This is a genomic window from Halopelagius fulvigenes (assembly GCF_042662625.1).
In the GTDB taxonomy this organism is placed as follows: domain Archaea; phylum Halobacteriota; class Halobacteria; order Halobacteriales; family Haloferacaceae; genus Halopelagius; species Halopelagius fulvigenes.
Genome location: NZ_JBHSXH010000015.1, coordinates 505,728 through 519,852, shown reverse-complemented (window position 1 = coordinate 519,852; position 14,125 = coordinate 505,728). Strand labels below are relative to the sequence as shown.

The 14,125-nt window shown below is 65.1% G+C and carries 22 protein-coding genes and 1 tRNA gene; 17 read left to right on the top strand and 6 right to left on the bottom strand.

What is annotated here, in order from left to right:
* Positions 1-197: 197 nt before the first annotated feature.
* The 6 genes from ACFQEV_RS12735 to ACFQEV_RS12710 all read left to right on the top strand — a co-directional run bounded on the left by ACFQEV_RS12735 (position 198) and on the right by ACFQEV_RS12710 (position 3,527).
* Complete coding sequence (locus ACFQEV_RS12735) at positions 198-413, top strand: DUF8099 family protein (RefSeq protein ID WP_379696572.1); 216 nt, start codon at positions 198-200, stop codon at positions 411-413.
* 6 nt (positions 414-419) lie between these two features.
* Positions 420-1,358 (top strand): DUF5794 domain-containing protein, encoded by a 939-nt coding sequence (locus ACFQEV_RS12730; RefSeq protein ID WP_379696569.1) that lies wholly within the window; start codon positions 420-422, stop codon positions 1,356-1,358.
* 89 nt (positions 1,359-1,447) lie between these two features.
* Positions 1,448-1,840, top strand: coding sequence for a secondary thiamine-phosphate synthase enzyme YjbQ (locus ACFQEV_RS12725; protein WP_379696567.1), 393 nt, complete (start codon positions 1,448-1,450; stop codon positions 1,838-1,840).
* Between the two features lie 52 nt (positions 1,841-1,892).
* A complete protein-coding gene (locus ACFQEV_RS12720; RefSeq protein ID WP_092535793.1) occupies positions 1,893-2,114 on the top strand; it encodes a DUF5795 family protein in 222 nt (73 codons plus the stop codon).
* Between the two features lie 61 nt (positions 2,115-2,175).
* Positions 2,176-2,354, top strand: a tRNA-Trp gene (locus ACFQEV_RS12715).
* A gap of 234 nt (positions 2,355-2,588) precedes the next feature.
* On the top strand, positions 2,589-3,527 hold the full coding sequence (locus tag ACFQEV_RS12710) for a DUF7983 family protein (protein WP_379696564.1): 939 nt from the start codon (positions 2,589-2,591) through the stop codon (positions 3,525-3,527).
* A gap of 37 nt (positions 3,528-3,564) precedes the next feature.
* On the opposite strand, the gene ACFQEV_RS12705 is transcribed toward ACFQEV_RS12710, so the two are convergent.
* Positions 3,565-3,864 carry a DUF7526 family protein gene (locus tag ACFQEV_RS12705; RefSeq protein WP_379696561.1) on the bottom strand — a complete coding sequence of 100 codons (300 nt, stop codon included), beginning with the start codon at positions 3,862-3,864 and terminating at the stop codon, positions 3,565-3,567.
* Positions 3,865-4,041: 177 nt separating this feature from the next.
* On the opposite strand from ACFQEV_RS12705, the gene ACFQEV_RS12700 reads away from it, so the two are divergent.
* The gene (locus ACFQEV_RS12700) at positions 4,042-4,818 is read left to right on the top strand and encodes an alpha/beta fold hydrolase (RefSeq protein ID WP_379696558.1); all 777 of its coding nucleotides are present in this window, start codon (positions 4,042-4,044) and stop codon (positions 4,816-4,818) included.
* Between the two features lie 286 nt (positions 4,819-5,104).
* Here ACFQEV_RS12700 and ACFQEV_RS12695 read toward each other — a convergent pair whose 3' ends face one another.
* Positions 5,105-5,368, bottom strand: coding sequence for a HalOD1 output domain-containing protein (locus ACFQEV_RS12695; protein WP_379696556.1), 264 nt, complete (start codon positions 5,366-5,368; stop codon positions 5,105-5,107).
* Between the two features lie 189 nt (positions 5,369-5,557).
* Between ACFQEV_RS12695 and ACFQEV_RS12690 the strand changes: the two genes are divergently transcribed.
* The 3 genes from ACFQEV_RS12690 to ACFQEV_RS12680 are packed head-to-tail and all read left to right on the top strand — an operon-like array spanning position 5,558 to position 7,183.
* Positions 5,558-5,770: a DUF4177 domain-containing protein gene (locus tag ACFQEV_RS12690; RefSeq protein WP_379696553.1), complete on the top strand. Its 213-nt coding sequence runs from the start codon at positions 5,558-5,560 to the stop codon at positions 5,768-5,770.
* Positions 5,763-6,788: a DUF7972 family membrane protein gene (locus ACFQEV_RS12685; RefSeq protein ID WP_379696550.1), complete on the top strand. Its 1,026-nt coding sequence runs from the start codon at positions 5,763-5,765 to the stop codon at positions 6,786-6,788. Before ACFQEV_RS12690 ends, ACFQEV_RS12685 begins: the two co-directional genes overlap by 8 nt.
* A complete protein-coding gene (locus ACFQEV_RS12680; RefSeq protein WP_379696547.1) occupies positions 6,785-7,183 on the top strand; it encodes a MaoC/PaaZ C-terminal domain-containing protein in 399 nt (132 codons plus the stop codon). The genes ACFQEV_RS12685 and ACFQEV_RS12680 overlap by 4 nt, the downstream gene beginning before the upstream one ends.
* A gap of 13 nt (positions 7,184-7,196) precedes the next feature.
* On the opposite strand, the gene ACFQEV_RS12675 is transcribed toward ACFQEV_RS12680, so the two are convergent.
* Positions 7,197-7,988: a GTP cyclohydrolase III gene (locus tag ACFQEV_RS12675; RefSeq protein WP_379696544.1), complete on the bottom strand. Its 792-nt coding sequence runs from the start codon at positions 7,986-7,988 to the stop codon at positions 7,197-7,199.
* Between the two features lie 72 nt (positions 7,989-8,060).
* On the bottom strand, positions 8,061-8,348 hold the full coding sequence (locus ACFQEV_RS12670) for a hypothetical protein (RefSeq protein ID WP_379696541.1): 288 nt from the start codon (positions 8,346-8,348) through the stop codon (positions 8,061-8,063).
* An 80-nt stretch (positions 8,349-8,428) separates the two neighbouring features.
* Here ACFQEV_RS12670 and ACFQEV_RS12665 point away from each other — a divergent pair, with 80 nt between their 5' ends.
* From ACFQEV_RS12665 to ACFQEV_RS12655, 3 genes are all read left to right on the top strand, one after another.
* Positions 8,429-9,220, top strand: coding sequence for an HAD-IIA family hydrolase (locus ACFQEV_RS12665; RefSeq protein ID WP_379696538.1), 792 nt, complete (start codon positions 8,429-8,431; stop codon positions 9,218-9,220).
* A 54-nt stretch (positions 9,221-9,274) separates the two neighbouring features.
* Entirely contained in the window at positions 9,275-9,865 is a 591-nt protein-coding gene (locus tag ACFQEV_RS12660; RefSeq protein WP_379696536.1) for a DJ-1/PfpI family protein, read from the top strand.
* Positions 9,866-9,951: 86 nt separating this feature from the next.
* Positions 9,952-10,125, top strand: a complete 174-nt coding sequence (locus tag ACFQEV_RS12655; RefSeq protein WP_379696533.1) for a hypothetical protein — start codon at positions 9,952-9,954, stop codon at positions 10,123-10,125.
* A gap of 134 nt (positions 10,126-10,259) precedes the next feature.
* Here ACFQEV_RS12655 and ACFQEV_RS12650 read toward each other — a convergent pair whose 3' ends face one another.
* On the bottom strand, positions 10,260-10,658 hold the full coding sequence (locus ACFQEV_RS12650; RefSeq protein ID WP_379696530.1) for an OsmC family protein: 399 nt from the start codon (positions 10,656-10,658) through the stop codon (positions 10,260-10,262).
* Between the two features lie 162 nt (positions 10,659-10,820).
* Positions 10,821-11,537 (bottom strand): metal-dependent hydrolase, encoded by a 717-nt coding sequence (locus tag ACFQEV_RS12645; protein ID WP_379696527.1) that lies wholly within the window; start codon positions 11,535-11,537, stop codon positions 10,821-10,823.
* Between the two features lie 105 nt (positions 11,538-11,642).
* Between ACFQEV_RS12645 and ACFQEV_RS12640 the strand changes: the two genes are divergently transcribed.
* From ACFQEV_RS12640 to ACFQEV_RS12625, 4 genes are all read left to right on the top strand, one after another.
* On the top strand, positions 11,643-12,002 hold the full coding sequence (locus ACFQEV_RS12640) for a DUF8064 family membrane protein (protein ID WP_379696524.1): 360 nt from the start codon (positions 11,643-11,645) through the stop codon (positions 12,000-12,002).
* Positions 12,003-12,103: 101 nt separating this feature from the next.
* Positions 12,104-12,784 carry a TIGR00266 family protein gene (locus ACFQEV_RS12635; protein WP_379696521.1) on the top strand — a complete coding sequence of 227 codons (681 nt, stop codon included), beginning with the start codon at positions 12,104-12,106 and terminating at the stop codon, positions 12,782-12,784.
* A gap of 53 nt (positions 12,785-12,837) precedes the next feature.
* Positions 12,838-13,614 carry a fumarylacetoacetate hydrolase family protein gene (locus tag ACFQEV_RS12630; RefSeq protein WP_379696518.1) on the top strand — a complete coding sequence of 259 codons (777 nt, stop codon included), beginning with the start codon at positions 12,838-12,840 and terminating at the stop codon, positions 13,612-13,614.
* A 62-nt stretch (positions 13,615-13,676) separates the two neighbouring features.
* A complete protein-coding gene (locus ACFQEV_RS12625; protein ID WP_379696516.1) occupies positions 13,677-14,069 on the top strand; it encodes a DUF1648 domain-containing protein in 393 nt (130 codons plus the stop codon).
* The last annotated feature ends 56 nt before the right edge of the window (positions 14,070-14,125 follow it).

The following is a 14,125-nucleotide window of genomic DNA, read 5'->3' as shown; positions in this document are numbered from 1 at the left end:
CGATCCGACGCTCGGTACCGGGTGAACGTTCGTGCAAAATTCGCCCGATGCGGCACTCGATTCTGACGATTCGTCAACTTCGCTCTGAATCGCCGAAAGAACGTAGCCGTCGTTTAAGTACTGACGGTGAAGGTATACTGTACCGTGTTGCCCTTTCCCACACAACGTTTAATACTTTCGTGCGATTGATTTCAGGTATGGACTCCGAGTGTCCCGCCGCATCGCGCATCGCCGGTCAGGAAATCGTCGACTCCGGCAGCCTCTTTATTACAGCGATGTGGCGAACATTTAAATTCGGGAATAAACTCCTCCCGAATCTCGACCACCTCGGAGTGCGCGGACTCGCCGGACGCGACGACGTCTCGTCCGGTTTGCGTTCGTATCGCCATTTGGCCGATGGTGACGGCCGCTAGATTGGCATGAGCGTCTCACGACATCCGGTCGCCCTCCGCTTAGAACAGCATGTGGGCGGAGCCACGCGTCTGCTGGCGACGGTCATGGCTCTGCCCCTCGTAGACGGTATCTTCCCCGCGCTCATCATCGCGGGTGCGCTGAGTAGTCCGGCGAGCATCCTGGAGACGGGACTGCTCATCTTCGGGGGGTCCGCCACGGTGGCGGTCATCCTCGCCGAGATGGAAGGCACCCGCCGCGAACAGATCACCTCCGTGCTCCTCATCGGGGCGTTCATCATCCCCATCGCGGGCGTGGAGGCGGTGTTCGCGGAGACGTTGCGGACGCTGTTGGCGTTCGAGGTGTTCCACCGCTTCGCGGGACTGGTCATCCTCGCCGTCGCCGCGAAGACGGCGTCCTCGAAGGTGGGCGAGTACCTGCCCTCGCCGAGCATCATCATCGGACTCGGCCTCGTGGCGAGTTTCGAGCCCTCGGGCGCGCGCCTCATCGTCGACCCGAACGTGACGACGGTACTGCACGCCGCCGCGGCGGCCGGGACGGGCGTCGGCTTCGCCCTCCTCGTCGCCCTGTTCGCGCCGCGCCTCCGCGGGGCCGTGGACATCGACCGCTTCCGCTTCGGCAGTTCGGTCGCACTCGGCATGCTCGCCATCGACGTGTTGGGTCTCCTCCCGACGGACCGACCCATCGCGCTGGGCGTGTTGGCCGTCACGGCCCTGTTTGCCTTCGACCCGAACGCCGAGTCCGACGCCGCCGAACCGAGCGCATCCAGCGCCGCATTCGCGGACGGCGGCGACTCTAGCCCCTCGCCCGCCTCCGCCGAGTCCGACGACGTCGCCGAGGTTCCCTCGGCGGCCAGTCAGATGGAATCTGACGACGACGCCGACCCGGACTCCGACGCCGGGTACGGCTACCCCGGCGAGGACGAGTCGCGCGCGCCGTGGCTCTGAGGCGGGGCGACTCGTCCTCCCCGGCCGACGCCGCTTCGACCGACCGCCGCCGACGCACTCTTTTGGATCCTCCCGCCGTTCGTCTCGACATGGGTACGGCCCGATTCGACGTCGAGACGGACGCCCGCCTCGCCGTCGCGGACGTGACGGACCGAGTCGAACAGACACTAGCCGACGCCGCCGACGCGGACGCGTGCACGGTGTTCGTCCGACACACTACGGCGGGAATCGTCTGCAACGAGAACGAGCGTCGACTGCTGTCCGACGTCGAGGAGTTGCTCTCTTCGGCCGTCCCGGACGAGGGGTGGGCCCACGACGAACTCGACGGAAACGCCGACTCGCACCTCCGAGCCCTCCTTCTCGGGAACAGCGTGACCGTCCCCCTCGCGGACGGCGAGTTGGACCTCGGGACGTGGCAGTCGCTCCTCTTGGTCGAGTGCGACGGTCCGCGGACGCGAACCGTCTCGGTGGTGACCCACTAACCTCCGACTCGGACGCGGAGGACTTACCCCACTCCGAATCCACGAATCTGACATGAGCAATCGCGTCGTGCAAGGTCGGATGGTGACGCCCAAGCGACTCGCGGAACTCGTCGAAGGAGAGCGTCCGATGGAGGCCGAGGACATCGAGGACGCCGACAGGGACTGCCCCGAGTGCGGCGGCAACGTCCTCTCGGTCGGCTACATGCCGAGCGTCACCGAGTTCGTGACCGCCTACAAGTGCCAAGACTGCGATTGGTCGGAGACGGACCGCTGACGGACCGCCGTCAATCGAAATTCCTTTAAGTCGTATCGTCCAACCCACGAGTGCACACACAGGGGCCGTGGCCAAGCCCGGCATGGCGACTGACTCCAGAGGCTTGGCGCCCGGTGACGACACTCCAGACTGATATACCGAGCGACCGACTGATCATCGGTCGTGTTGACGACCCTCTGGAGTACCGAGGCGCGTACCGGAGATATCAGTCGATCGGGGGTTCAAATCCCTCCGGCCCCACTTCTACTCTGAGACTACGCCCGACGAGCACCGCGTAGCGTGTGCTCGTCTATCCGTATCGAAGTGTCGAATGCACGTCGGAGGATTTGAACCGGGGAGCGAACGGAGTGAGCGACCGTCGTTCAAATCCCTCCGGCCCCACGCGCTCTCAGAACACCTCAATACATCCACATCCAGGTCGAAATCAACAGAACTAGGCCCCACGTTTTTGCGCTCGACGGGCGATTTTCGAACATGACGTTCGATTCTGTGTGGACCGACCTTCGCCACCGTTGCGCGGAGATCGGGTCCGACTCTGTCCTCGTCACCCCGTCGTCGGAGCGTGCGTTCGCGATCGAGTCGTCACGCGACGATCGGATCATCGTCACGTACGTCGGAGACGATCGAGAGCGCCCGCTCTGGCGAAACCAGTTCGAAGTCCTGTACGACTGGCTCGAATCGGACCCGAGTGAGTTGTCGATTACTGAACTTCCAACGGGGGTCGAACCGTACGTGTCGGTACTGACTCTCTCGGAGCAGTATACCGTTGACGAATCCGATGATACGCTCCACCGAAGCGAGTCTACCGATCAAACGGAAAGCCCCTTCCTCCGTCCGGAGTGGACCGTCCGGACGCCCCCTCAGCGCATCTACGACAACGTGGTGCTCCTCGCCGATACGCTCCGACGGCACGACCTCGACGACCCCGACTCGCTGTCGTCCGAGGAACTCGTCGACCTGTACGTGCTCCTCTCTGACGTCCAACGCGGGGCGGATCGGCTCAGAAAGACGGTCGGGGACACACTACTAGAGTACATCGGGCCCGATGCGGACCTCCACGGACGATTCGGAACCGTCCACCGGACGTCCCGCAAACGTCGCCACCTCAAAGACGAGGGGGCCGTTTTGGACGTTCTCGACGAAGAGGGCGTTCCCCGCGAGTGGGTGTGGGGAATCGACCCCGAGAAGCTCGACGTGGTGCTCGCAGTCACGGATATCGACGAACGGGACGTCTACAACGTCGAAGAGCAGGTGTACGTCCAGAAAACGTCGGTGGAAGAAGCGGAAAAGCAATCGCAGTTACAGGGTCTCAAAGACCGGCTCGCCGGTCTCGAAACGGAGGAGGCCGAGGATCTACGAGACGACATCGAAGAACTCGAAGAGCGCCTCGACACCGTCCTCGCAGCCGGATAGCGGTGACGGGCTCGCGGAGAATCGACGCCGGCTACCTCTACGAGTCTCGTCCAGAGACCGCTGTGACGTAGACGCCGGCCATGTCCGTCTTCTCGACAGTCAGCGTGACTTCGTCGTCCTCCTCGAAACGCCGGTCGGTAACGACAGTTACTGCCTTGATCGGGCTGCGACGGATAAACGCCCAGACGAGAGCCAGTATCGAAGGGTGGCCTCCTTTCCGGAGTACGATCACGTAGTGCGACTCGGCTAACTCTCGGAGACCGGGCGCCAAGTCGTGGTCGTCCAGTTCATCCGGAGGGATGACGTGCAGGACGTCGCCCTGGATTGTCTCGGTCACAGTGTCCAGATGAGCGCTAAAAGAAGGAAAGGCGTGCTATCGAACGAAGCGGAGTCCCTCCAGAACGGGGTGTCGGATGAACCCTGTATTCGGTCATCGGAGGGGCGTCGAGCGACGACCGCGATAGATGATGGATCGAGAAACAGTTTAGTGAGATCACAGTTCACGCCTTACTCCATGCAAACGGTCACCTCGGCGGACGGAACGACGATCGCCTACGAACGGGAGGGGTCGGGTCCACCGCTGATCCTCCTCCACGGAGGCTCAGGAACCCGTCAGACGTGGGACGCTCTCCGACCGCACCTCGCCGACGACTTCACGCTCGTCGTTCCCGACCGGCGGGGGCGGGGCGACAGCGGCGACGCCGACGAGTACCACCTCGACCGCGAGGCTGCCGACGCGCGTGCGCTCGTTGACGCCGTCGACGGCGACCCGACGGTGTTCGGACATTCCTTCGGCGGTCTCGTCGCGCTTGCGGCTGCGAGCGAGGCGGATATCGACCGACTCGTCCTCTACGAACCGGCGATCCTCGTCGGTGAGCACCGCGACGACGACCTAGCCGACCGGATGCGAGAGAGGCTCGACGCCGGCGACCCGGAGAACGCGATGAAGCTGTTCTACCGGAACGGCGCCGGTATCCCGGACCCTGAGCGGTTGCCGTTCTGGCCCGACGGGGTGAACTTCGACCTCGTCGATACCGTAATTCGGGAGAACTACGCCGTAGAGGGGTACGACCTCTCCGAGGACGTGGACGTCGACGTTCCAACGCTTCTGCTGACGGGCGAACACGGTCCTGATCACCTGCGAGACGCCGTGTTCGAACTGGACGAACGCCTTCCGGAGAGTCGTATCGCAGCACTCGACGGCGTTGGACACGCCGCCACCGACTCGGCCCCCGACCGCGTCGCTGCGGAGATTCGAGCCTTCGTCCGAGCGACGGAGTCCCGGGGATAGACGGTGCGAGAATCACCATCTCCCCGATATCGTGGCGGGGTGGTGAAATCTGACGGGGCCGGAGAACCGCACGGCACCCCCTACGCGACCCGGTGTAGCCGATTGGCGACGGACAGGACGACGAGGACAGAGACGGGGAGCGACGTGGCCGTATCGAGGATCGATCGACGAGAGACGGGAGGAACGTATCGAGCGTGTCGCTCCGGCCCCGTTCTCCGAGCGAGTCGCTCGCAGTTCCACGTCCACTCGCCGTCGAACCCGCTCACCCGACGTAACTCGCCCCGAGTTATTCGAGTTCGTCGAACGTCGCACACCCGTCCTGCCCGACGGTGATGCGGTACCCCTCGTAGTTGAACGTTATCTCCACGTCGGCGTCCGGCGACGGCGGAGTCGAGAAGAGGGGGTCGAGCACCTGGCCGATGGCGTTCCACGCACTCTGCAGACTCATCGGGTCCATACCCTTCTGGTCGGCGACGGCCTGTACGACTTGTGCCGTGGGGTTCGCATCGGTGTCTAGGTTCCGATGGATCTCGTTTTCGTCTGCTCTCATACGTACCGTCCTCTAGAACCAGACACCATAATCATTCGTCAGACTAACGACAACTACTGAGAGAGTGTTATTTCGCTGGGTGTACGTCTCCGTGAACGTTCGGGAGCCGACACGGACCGAGCGACCGAACGGAACTCCCGCCGCGTCGGGCACCACGTTTAGTCCGGATGCCCTCGTATCCTACGACGAATGGACGCGTCGTCGCCACGGAGATGGGAGTACCGGACGTTGGAACCGCCGCGCGAGAGCACGCAGAAGGAGGCGCAGGACCCGGCCGACGAACTGAACGAACTCGGTCGCGAGGGGTGGGAACTCGTCGAAACCATCGACTACACCGGCGGCGGGACGAAGTACCTCGTCCTGAAGCGACCCGCCGGCGCGGAGAGGGACGGGAATGAGTGACGCAGACGACAAGGCCATCGGCACGGCGAACACGATGCGCGAACGGGCCGGCGAGAGCCGGGCGAAGATGTGGCTCCTCTTGGACGCGGACCGGTTCGCCGTCGCCGCCCTCCTCGCACTCTTCGTCTTCGTCTCGTTCATCGTGGCCAGCACAGTGCTTCGGCCGTCGTTACAGCAGGAGATACAGACCACCGACACCATCGAGACCATCTTCTCCTCGATGATAGGCGTCGTCATCACCGGCACGACGCTCGTCGTCACCATCAACCAACTCGTCCTCTCGCAGGAGACGGGGCCGTTGGGCGACCAGCGAAAGCGGATGAGCGACGCGATGGACTACCGGACGTACGCCGCAGAGCTTTTCGAGGAGGCCCCGCCCGCCCATCCGTCGGAGCTCCTCCAACAGCTCGTCCGGACGAGCGAGCAACGGGCGGCCGCGCTCGGCCGAATCGTCGCAGAGAACGACGACGACGACGAGCTCCGCAGACAGGTTTCGGAGTTCGTCGAGAGCCTGCAGGGTAACGCCGAGAAAGTGGACGACCAGCTCGACGACGCGGAGTTCGGGACGTTCGAGGTGATGACCGCCGCGTTGAACTTCAACTACTCGTGGAAGATCTACCAGATAGAGCGCATGACCGCCGAGTTCGGGGAGAGTCTGAGCGACGACGAAGACGAGGCGTTCGCCCGACTGCAGACGGCGCTCTCGATGTTCGGCCCCGCCCGCGAGCACATCAAGACGCTCTACTTCCAGTGGGCGCTGGTGGACCTCTCGCAGTACATCCTCTACATCGCGGTGCCGGCCATCGTCGTCGCGGGGTGCATGCTCACGTTCGTCGGCGCGGGGACGTTCCCGGGGACGACGTTCGGTATCAACGACATCGTGTGGGTCACCTCCGCGGCGTTCACGGTCACCACCCTGCCGTTCCTGTTGTTCACCTCCTACGTGTTCCGCATCGCGACGGCGGCGAAGCGAACGCTCGCCATTGGACCGATAGTCCTCAGAAAGCCCGGAGAATGACCTGCAACCCGCCGACCGAAGGCGACGCGCACGCGTTCGAGCGAACGTTCACCGCGGCGGAGGTGCGGCGGTTCGCGGAACTCTCGGGCGACACCCAGCCGAGACACACCGAACCGGACGACGACGGCCGGGTGCTGGTCCACGGTCTGTTGACGGCGACGATGCCGACGAAAATCGGCGGCGAACTGGGCGTCCTCGCCCGCGAGATGACCTTCGAGTTCGTCGAACCGGTGTACGCGGGGACGACGGTGACCTGCACCTGCACCGTCGCGGACGTGACGGAACGCGACGACCGGTACGAACTCGTCGTCGAGGTTCGCTCCGAGGACGAGGGGGGAGAAACCGTGATGACCGGAGAGATAGCCGGCCTCGTGTGGAAGGAGAGGCGACGCTGATTCGGGCGGGGGCTCAGTCCTCGGCGAGTCCGACGTCGGGACGGGGGACGTCCATCTCGACGACGGTGCCGCGGTGGCGGCACTCTTCGAGGGCGTGCTTGGCGGCTATCCCCGCCTCTTGGACGTTGTCCGCGACGCCGACGCCGACTTTGAGTTCGACGCCGACTTCGCGTTCGACGTGGTCGATGGCCGACCGGTACGCCGACTCGTCCATGTCGGGGCAGACCGAGATGATGTTGTCGCCGCCGACGAAGAAGGAGAGCGCGCCGCGTTCCTCCCGGAGGTGGCGCATGAGCGAGGCGTACCCCTGCTCTATCTCGATGAACGAGTCGAACTCGTTGAGTCGGTCGGTGTACTTGCTCGTCGCGTCGTTCACGTCGAAGTGGGCGATCTGCACGTCCGTCGGCGTCCGGTCCCGTTCGGTGAGCGTCGTGCCCGCGAACACCTCCCGCCGGTCGCCGTCCTGCGCGCTTCCGGCGCGTTGGAGACCCGCGGTGGCCGTCTCCAGGGCGTCTATCGGCGTCGAATCGACGCCGACGCCGACGCTGATACTCACCGGGTAGCGGTTACCGATGGACTCCTGCATGAGTTCGTGGTCGTCGCCGTCGAGGCCGTTCGTGACGGCTACCATGTTGTCGAACCGCGTGAAGAAGACGTACCCGTCCCGACTGCCGACGAACTGCGCGAGGTCCGCGAACAACCGCGACTGGAGCGTCTGAAGGTCCATCTCCCGTCGCGGTTCCGGGGTGACCGTCCACGGACCGTAGTTGTCTATCTGGATGAGCGAAAGCTGCGTGTTCGTCACACTTCGTCCGAAGGGAGACTCGCATATCGTTCTTTGGTTCTTGCACGTCGCGGAGACCGACGCTCCCGTCGGTCACGCGGTCGTTCGGCCGAGAAGCCACAGGCGCACCGCGTCGAATGCCAACCACAGCACCAACCACGTCAGGACGCCCGCGAACGCGATGGTCGTCGTAGAGAGGAGGGGGACGAGACTGGCGACGGCAACCAACACGGAGTACGCGAGGAACATCGCCAACAGGGCCGCGCCGAGACTCAACGCGCCGCAGACGTAGTAACCCCTCCCGAGGGCATCGCCTCCCGCCCTCGACTCCGGCGCTCTCCCTCTCGGTCCCGCACCGCCGGGGTGGGCGACGAACAACATACGTAGACGTACGTTAGCATATACCATAACTCCTCCTACCGGCGTCGGATTCAACACCGAACCGCTCGAACGGGGGGACGATGAACTACCGCGGGGCCATCTTGGACGTGGACGGCACGGTGGTGCGGGGCGACGAACCGATACCCGGCGCGGGCGACGGACTGGCCGCCGTCGAGTCGGCGGGACTCGGGCGCGTCTTCGTCTCGAACAACCCGGCGAAGCAACCGTCGGCGTACGAGGAACGGTTCGCGCGCGCGGGTTTCGAGGTGTCCGCCGAGGAAGTCGTCACCGCCGGCACCGTGACGGCGCGGTACTTCGCCGAGGAACGCCCCGACGCGGCGGTGTACGTCGTCGGCGAACCCGGACTCGTCGAGATACTCGACGACGCGGGCGTCTCCGTCGTCGGGGACGCCGCCGACGCCGACGTCTACCTCGCCTCCATCGACCGGTCGTTCGACTACGACACCCTCTGTGAGGCGCTCGACGTCCTCGCCGACGACGGCGTCGCCTTCGTCGGCACCGACCCGGACATGGTCATCCCGGCGGCGGAACGCGACGTGCCGGGGTCCGGCGCGGTCATAAACGCCGTGGCGGGCGTCACCGAGAGGGAACCCGACGCGGTGTTGGGAAAGCCCTCCGAGACGGCGCGGACGATGGCGCTGGAACGACTGGGCACCGACCCCGGGGAGACGCTGGTCGTCGGCGACAGACTCGACACCGACATCGCCCTCGGCGAACGCTTCGGCATGACCACCGTCCTCGTCCGAACCGGCGTCACCGACGAGGAGACGCTCTCTCGTTCCTCCGTCGAACCCGACTACGTCCTCGACTCGTTGGGCGACATCGGCGACGTCCTCGACGGCACCGCGTGAGAACCCCGCGCAATCGTTATCATCTCTCGCGGAGAGTGTTAACTGGGTGATACCATGGCCGAGAACATCCTGATGATAGTCGGCGACTTCGGGGAGGACTACGAGATAATGGTGCCGTACCAGGCGCTGACGATGGTCGGACACGAGGTGGACGCCGTCTGCCCCGACAAGGAGGCGGGCGACACCGTGAAGACGGCTATCCACGACTTCCGCGGCGACCAGACGTACGTCGAGTCGCGCGGCCACGACTTCGAGTTGAACGCGACGTTCGACGACGTCGACCCCGCCGAGTACGACGCACTCGTCGTCCCCGGCGGACGCGCCCCCGAGTACCTCCGGACGCACGAGGAAGTTCTCGACGCCGTCCGACACTTCTTCGAGGAGGACAAGCCGGTGGCCGCACTCTGTCACGGCCCGCAGATTCTCGCCGCCGCGGGCGTCTTGGAGGGGTACGAGATGACCGCCTACCCCGCCGTGCGCGCGGAAATCGAGGCGGCGGGGTGTTCGTGGGTGGACGAGGTGACGGTGGACGGGAACCTCGTCACCGGGCAGGCGTGGCCCGACCACCCCGAGTGGTTGGCGGCGTTCTTGGACCTCCTCGGCACGGAGATATCCGAGGCCGAACCCGCCGCCGCGGACGACTGACCCGAAACTGAGACCGTTCTTTCGAACGCGAAGTGCGTGGGAATGTCTGACAAAGATTTATATCGTCGAGTGCGCTACCACCGAGTATGAAAGGACAGCCGAACAGCCCGTACGTCTTCGACGAAGACGTGCAAGAACCCCACGGACCGTACCTGTCGAACGACGAGATCGAAGAAGCCGACCTCAGCGACCCCGAGGAGCGAGAGGTCGTCATCGTAGACGGTGAGGCGATGAGTTACCGGGCGTACCACCGCCGCTGAACGGCCCTCCTTCTGCCGTTCGACCCGCGCGGCGCAGAGCGCGCGCCGACCGATAACGGCACCGACGGCTACCGGGTGAGAGCGACCGCGGGTAACCTCGTTTGAAAAAAGTCGGGGTGTGCGACTCGTCGTCCTCAGAACGCGCCGCCGTGGACCTCGATGTCCGCGTGGAGCTCCTCGCGGAGGGCCGCGTGGACGTGGCAGATGCCCTCGGCGCGGTCGACGATTTCGTCGAACTCGCCGTCGTCGAGGTTCGCCTCGACGTGGATGGCGAAGCTGATGCGTTCGAGGTCGTCGTCGTCGTTCAGGTCGGCGTCGGCGTCGATCTGAACCTTACCGAGGTCGTCGTGGCCCGTCTGCTGGCCGCCGACGCGGAACGCGGGCAGGAAACAGGACGCGTAGTCCGCGACGAGGACCTGATTCGGGTCAGGGCCGTCTTCGTTCGTGGCGTCGATGGTGAGTTCGAAGTCGCCGACCTGACTCGTGGACGCGAAGCCTTCCTCGCTGACGGTGGAAGTTTGGATGTCGCTCATTGCGTTCGTACACTCGGGTGCCGTCGCCCTAAAGGTTGCTCAAACTCGCTCTCGGAGGGTGCCTCCGTCGCTCGATTCGAAGCCGAGCGTGTCGAAGAAATTACGTCTGAACCGACGGTCACGGGACGCGGGAGGTGACCGTCTCGGCCCGTCGCGGGCGCGTCACTCCAGCGTGAACGACTCGTCGCCGTCGAGGATGTGGACGTCGGCGTCCGTCCCCGTCTTCTCCACCTCGTCGACGAAGTCGTCGACGTCGATTTCGATGGGCGGGAACGTGTCGTAGTGCATCGGGAACACGTGGTCCACGCCCAACCAGTCGGCGGCGACGGCGGCCTGCCACGGACCCATCGTGTAGTGGTCGCCGCACGGCAGGGCGGCGGCGTCGGGTTGCAGGAACGGCGCGATGACGTCTATCATCTCCGACATGAGCGCCGTGTCGCCGGCGTGGTAGAACGCCGTCGCGCCGTCGTCCTCGTCCTGCGACGGCTTCTCGTCGCTGATGACGAACCCGGCGGGCACGCCGATGTCGTTCTCGTAACTCGTGTTGAGGCCGTTCGTGTGGTCCGCGCGGTGCATCGTCACGAACGCGTCGCCGCACTCGGTGGTGCCGCCGAGGTTCATGCCGATAGCGTCCTCGAAGCCGTGTTCGTCCTGCATGAACGCCGTCATCTCCGGCACGGCGACCAGCGTCGCGTCGGTGAACGCGCCGGCGTCGGCGATGTGGTCGGCGTGGCCGTGCGTCAGGAGGAGGTAGTCCGGCGTCTCCACGTCCTCGGGTTCGAGGTCCGTGAACGGGTTGTCGAAGAACGGGTCGATGAGGAAGGTGGTCCCGTCTACGTCGACGTGCCACGTGGAGTGTCCGTGCCAAGTGAGTTCCATCGTCATGAGTCGGCGAGAACTACTCACGACAGTGCCATAAAAGATGCCGAACGCCGCACCGCCGAGGACGGTAGACATATCCGCGAACTGGACGTTCCGTCGGGTATGTCGCCCTCCATCGCGTTCGGGAGCGGAATCAGTCGCTACCGCGCAGTCGTCGCACTCGCGTTCGCCGTCGTAGTGTCCCTGTTCGTCGCGTCCGTGCCGCTTCCGCCGCTTGCAGTCGTACTGGCCGTCGTTACGGTCCTGTACCTCGGCGCGAGTGCGTTCGACGCCGTTCGCTCGCACCCCGCCTTCAACCTCGTCTCCGCGGCGTACGGCGTCCTCCTGTTCGGACTGTGGTACCTGATTTCCGACGCCGCCGGCGTCGTTCTGTTAGTTTTCACCGCCCTCGCCGCGGCGGGGTTCGTCGTCGAGGCGTACAACTACCGGCACGGAACGTCGTACCTCCGCTTCGACTTCTGAACCGGCGGCGAACGGACCGGTCGTACCGGTTCGTTCTTCCGTTCGAGACGTTCTCTCTCGCGCCGAATTACGTTCTTCCGACGGCGCGGCGACGGACGAGTATGGAGTACGATATCACCCACCAGCCGTCCGACTCGCTTCTGACCGTCTCGCTCTCGGCGGGCGAGGAGATACGGGCGGAGGGCGGCGCGATGGTCTCTCACGACGCGAGCGTCGAGATGGAGACGAACGCGACCGGGGGCTTTCTGAAGTCGATTCGCCGGTCGTTCGGCGGCGAGAGCTTCTTCCAGAACACGTTCCGCGCGGCGGAGGCGGGCGAGGTGTCCTTCGCGCCGCCCCTCCCCGGCGACGTGACGCACGTCGAACTGGACGGCGAGACGGTGTACGTCCAGTCCGGGTCGTACCTCGCGGGCGACACCGCCCTCGACGTGGACACGAAGTTCGGCGGGTCGCGGTCGTTCTTCGGCGGCGAGGGCCTGTTCCTCCTGAAGGTCACAGGGTCGGGGCCGGCGTTCCTGTCGAGTTACGGGGCCATAGAGGAGGTAGACGTCGGCGCGGCGGATCCGTTCGTCGTCGATACGGGCCACGTCGTCGCCTTCGAGGAGTCCGTGGACTTCACCGTGCGTCGCGTCGGCGGCCTGAAGTCCACCGTCCTGAGCGGAGAGGGACTCGTCTGCGAGTTCCGCGGCGACGGCAGGGTGTGGCTTCAGACCCGAAGCGCGGACGCGTTCCTCTCGTGGTTGATACCCAAACTGCCAACGCCGCCGTCGTCCGGTCAGTGAGGGAGATTTCCGGGAGGGAAAGAACGAAGCGGAGGGGCGGAGACGCACCGGGTATGCATCAGGTACGCTTCCGCGACCCCGCGGGGTCGGTCCGACGCGGCGAGTGGCACGGCGATATCGCCGAGGGAACCTCGGCGGGCGATCAGACGGAGTCCGGTGACCGCGTCTCCTTCGGCGGCGAGACGTACGCCCTCGACGAGGTGGACGTCCTGCCGCCGTGCGACCCGACGAAGATAGTCTGCATCGGGCGGAACTACGCGAAACACGCCGAGGAGCGAAACGAGGACGTTCCGGACCGACCGCTACTCTTCCTCAAGCCGCCGAACGCGCTTTCGTCCCACGGCGACACCGTGACCCTCCCCGCCGGGAAGGAACGCGTCGAGTGGGAGGCGGAGTTGGCCGTCGTAATCGGCGAACAGTGCCGCAACGTCTCCGAGGAGGAGGCGATGGAGTACGTGGCGGGCTTCACCTGCATGAACGACATCTCGAACCGCGACGACCAGAGTGAAGAGCAGAACTGGATTCGCGGGAAGGCGTTCGACAACAGCGCACCCCTCGGCCCGGTCCTCGCCACGCCCGACGAGGTGCCCGACGACGCCAGCATCGAACTCCGGGTGAACGGCGAGACGAAACAGGACTCCTCCATCGACGCGTTCATCTTCTCGATTCCCGAACTTATCGCGGAGATTACAACGTACGTGACGCTCGAACCGGGCGACGTCATCTCGACGGGGACGCCCGAGGGCGTGGGCCCCCTCTCGGACGGCGACACCGTCGAAGTCGAAGTCGAGGGCGTCGGCGTCCTCGAACACGACGTGCGCGTCCCGTAGGATCCGCTCCGAGTGACAGTCGTGACAAAGAACTAAACATCTCACGCGGCGTACCGGCGAACATGAACGCCCGCCAGTACGACGCACTCAGCGTCGCCCTCCTCGTCGGTAGCGCCGTCATCGGCCTCGCCCTCCTCCCGTCGCTTCCCGACCGGTTCGCCATCCACTTCGGCGCGGCCGGCGACCCCGACAACTTCGCCTCGCCCCTCGTCGGCGTCCTCCTCTTACCGGTCGTCGGACTCGGGTCGGTGCTGTTCGTCCGCGGCATCTCCTCCGTCGCCGGGAGCGAGGACGTCCCGCCGGCGTTCGGACTCCTCCTGTCGGCGTTCCTCACGTACGTCCAAGCGGTCGTCCTCGCGTGGAACCTCGGCTACCCCGTGGACGTGGGACTCGCCGTCCTCCCGGGCGTCCTCGTCCTCCTCGTCGCCGGTCTGGCGATAGACCGACTGTACTGAGCGTCGTCCCGACGGGGGTCGTCCGCCGACGAAACCGAATCTGGTTACGATGCTCT

Coding starts and splice junctions, on each gene's coding strand:
- ACFQEV_RS12735 (WP_379696572.1), top strand. CDS start 198: ATGGACTCCGAGTGTCCCGCCGCATCGCGCATCGCCGGTCAGGAAATC.
- ACFQEV_RS12730 (WP_379696569.1), top strand. CDS start 420: ATGAGCGTCTCACGACATCCGGTCGCCCTCCGCTTAGAACAGCATGTG.
- ACFQEV_RS12725 (WP_379696567.1), top strand. CDS start 1,448: ATGGGTACGGCCCGATTCGACGTCGAGACGGACGCCCGCCTCGCCGTC.
- ACFQEV_RS12720 (WP_092535793.1), top strand. CDS start 1,893: ATGAGCAATCGCGTCGTGCAAGGTCGGATGGTGACGCCCAAGCGACTC.
- ACFQEV_RS12710 (WP_379696564.1), top strand. CDS start 2,589: ATGACGTTCGATTCTGTGTGGACCGACCTTCGCCACCGTTGCGCGGAG.
- ACFQEV_RS12700 (WP_379696558.1), top strand. CDS start 4,042: ATGCAAACGGTCACCTCGGCGGACGGAACGACGATCGCCTACGAACGG.
- ACFQEV_RS12695 (WP_379696556.1), bottom strand. CDS start 5,368: ATGAGAGCAGACGAAAACGAGATCCATCGGAACCTAGACACCGATGCG.
- ACFQEV_RS12690 (WP_379696553.1), top strand. CDS start 5,558: ATGGACGCGTCGTCGCCACGGAGATGGGAGTACCGGACGTTGGAACCG.
- ACFQEV_RS12685 (WP_379696550.1), top strand. CDS start 5,763: ATGAGTGACGCAGACGACAAGGCCATCGGCACGGCGAACACGATGCGC.
- ACFQEV_RS12680 (WP_379696547.1), top strand. CDS start 6,785: ATGACCTGCAACCCGCCGACCGAAGGCGACGCGCACGCGTTCGAGCGA.
- ACFQEV_RS12670 (WP_379696541.1), bottom strand. CDS start 8,348: ATGTTGTTCGTCGCCCACCCCGGCGGTGCGGGACCGAGAGGGAGAGCG.
- ACFQEV_RS12665 (WP_379696538.1), top strand. CDS start 8,429: ATGAACTACCGCGGGGCCATCTTGGACGTGGACGGCACGGTGGTGCGG.
- ACFQEV_RS12660 (WP_379696536.1), top strand. CDS start 9,275: ATGGCCGAGAACATCCTGATGATAGTCGGCGACTTCGGGGAGGACTAC.
- ACFQEV_RS12655 (WP_379696533.1), top strand. CDS start 9,952: ATGAAAGGACAGCCGAACAGCCCGTACGTCTTCGACGAAGACGTGCAA.
- ACFQEV_RS12650 (WP_379696530.1), bottom strand. CDS start 10,658: ATGAGCGACATCCAAACTTCCACCGTCAGCGAGGAAGGCTTCGCGTCC.
- ACFQEV_RS12645 (WP_379696527.1), bottom strand. CDS start 11,537: ATGGAACTCACTTGGCACGGACACTCCACGTGGCACGTCGACGTAGAC.
- ACFQEV_RS12640 (WP_379696524.1), top strand. CDS start 11,643: ATGTCGCCCTCCATCGCGTTCGGGAGCGGAATCAGTCGCTACCGCGCA.
- ACFQEV_RS12635 (WP_379696521.1), top strand. CDS start 12,104: ATGGAGTACGATATCACCCACCAGCCGTCCGACTCGCTTCTGACCGTC.
- ACFQEV_RS12630 (WP_379696518.1), top strand. CDS start 12,838: ATGCATCAGGTACGCTTCCGCGACCCCGCGGGGTCGGTCCGACGCGGC.
- ACFQEV_RS12625 (WP_379696516.1), top strand. CDS start 13,677: ATGAACGCCCGCCAGTACGACGCACTCAGCGTCGCCCTCCTCGTCGGT.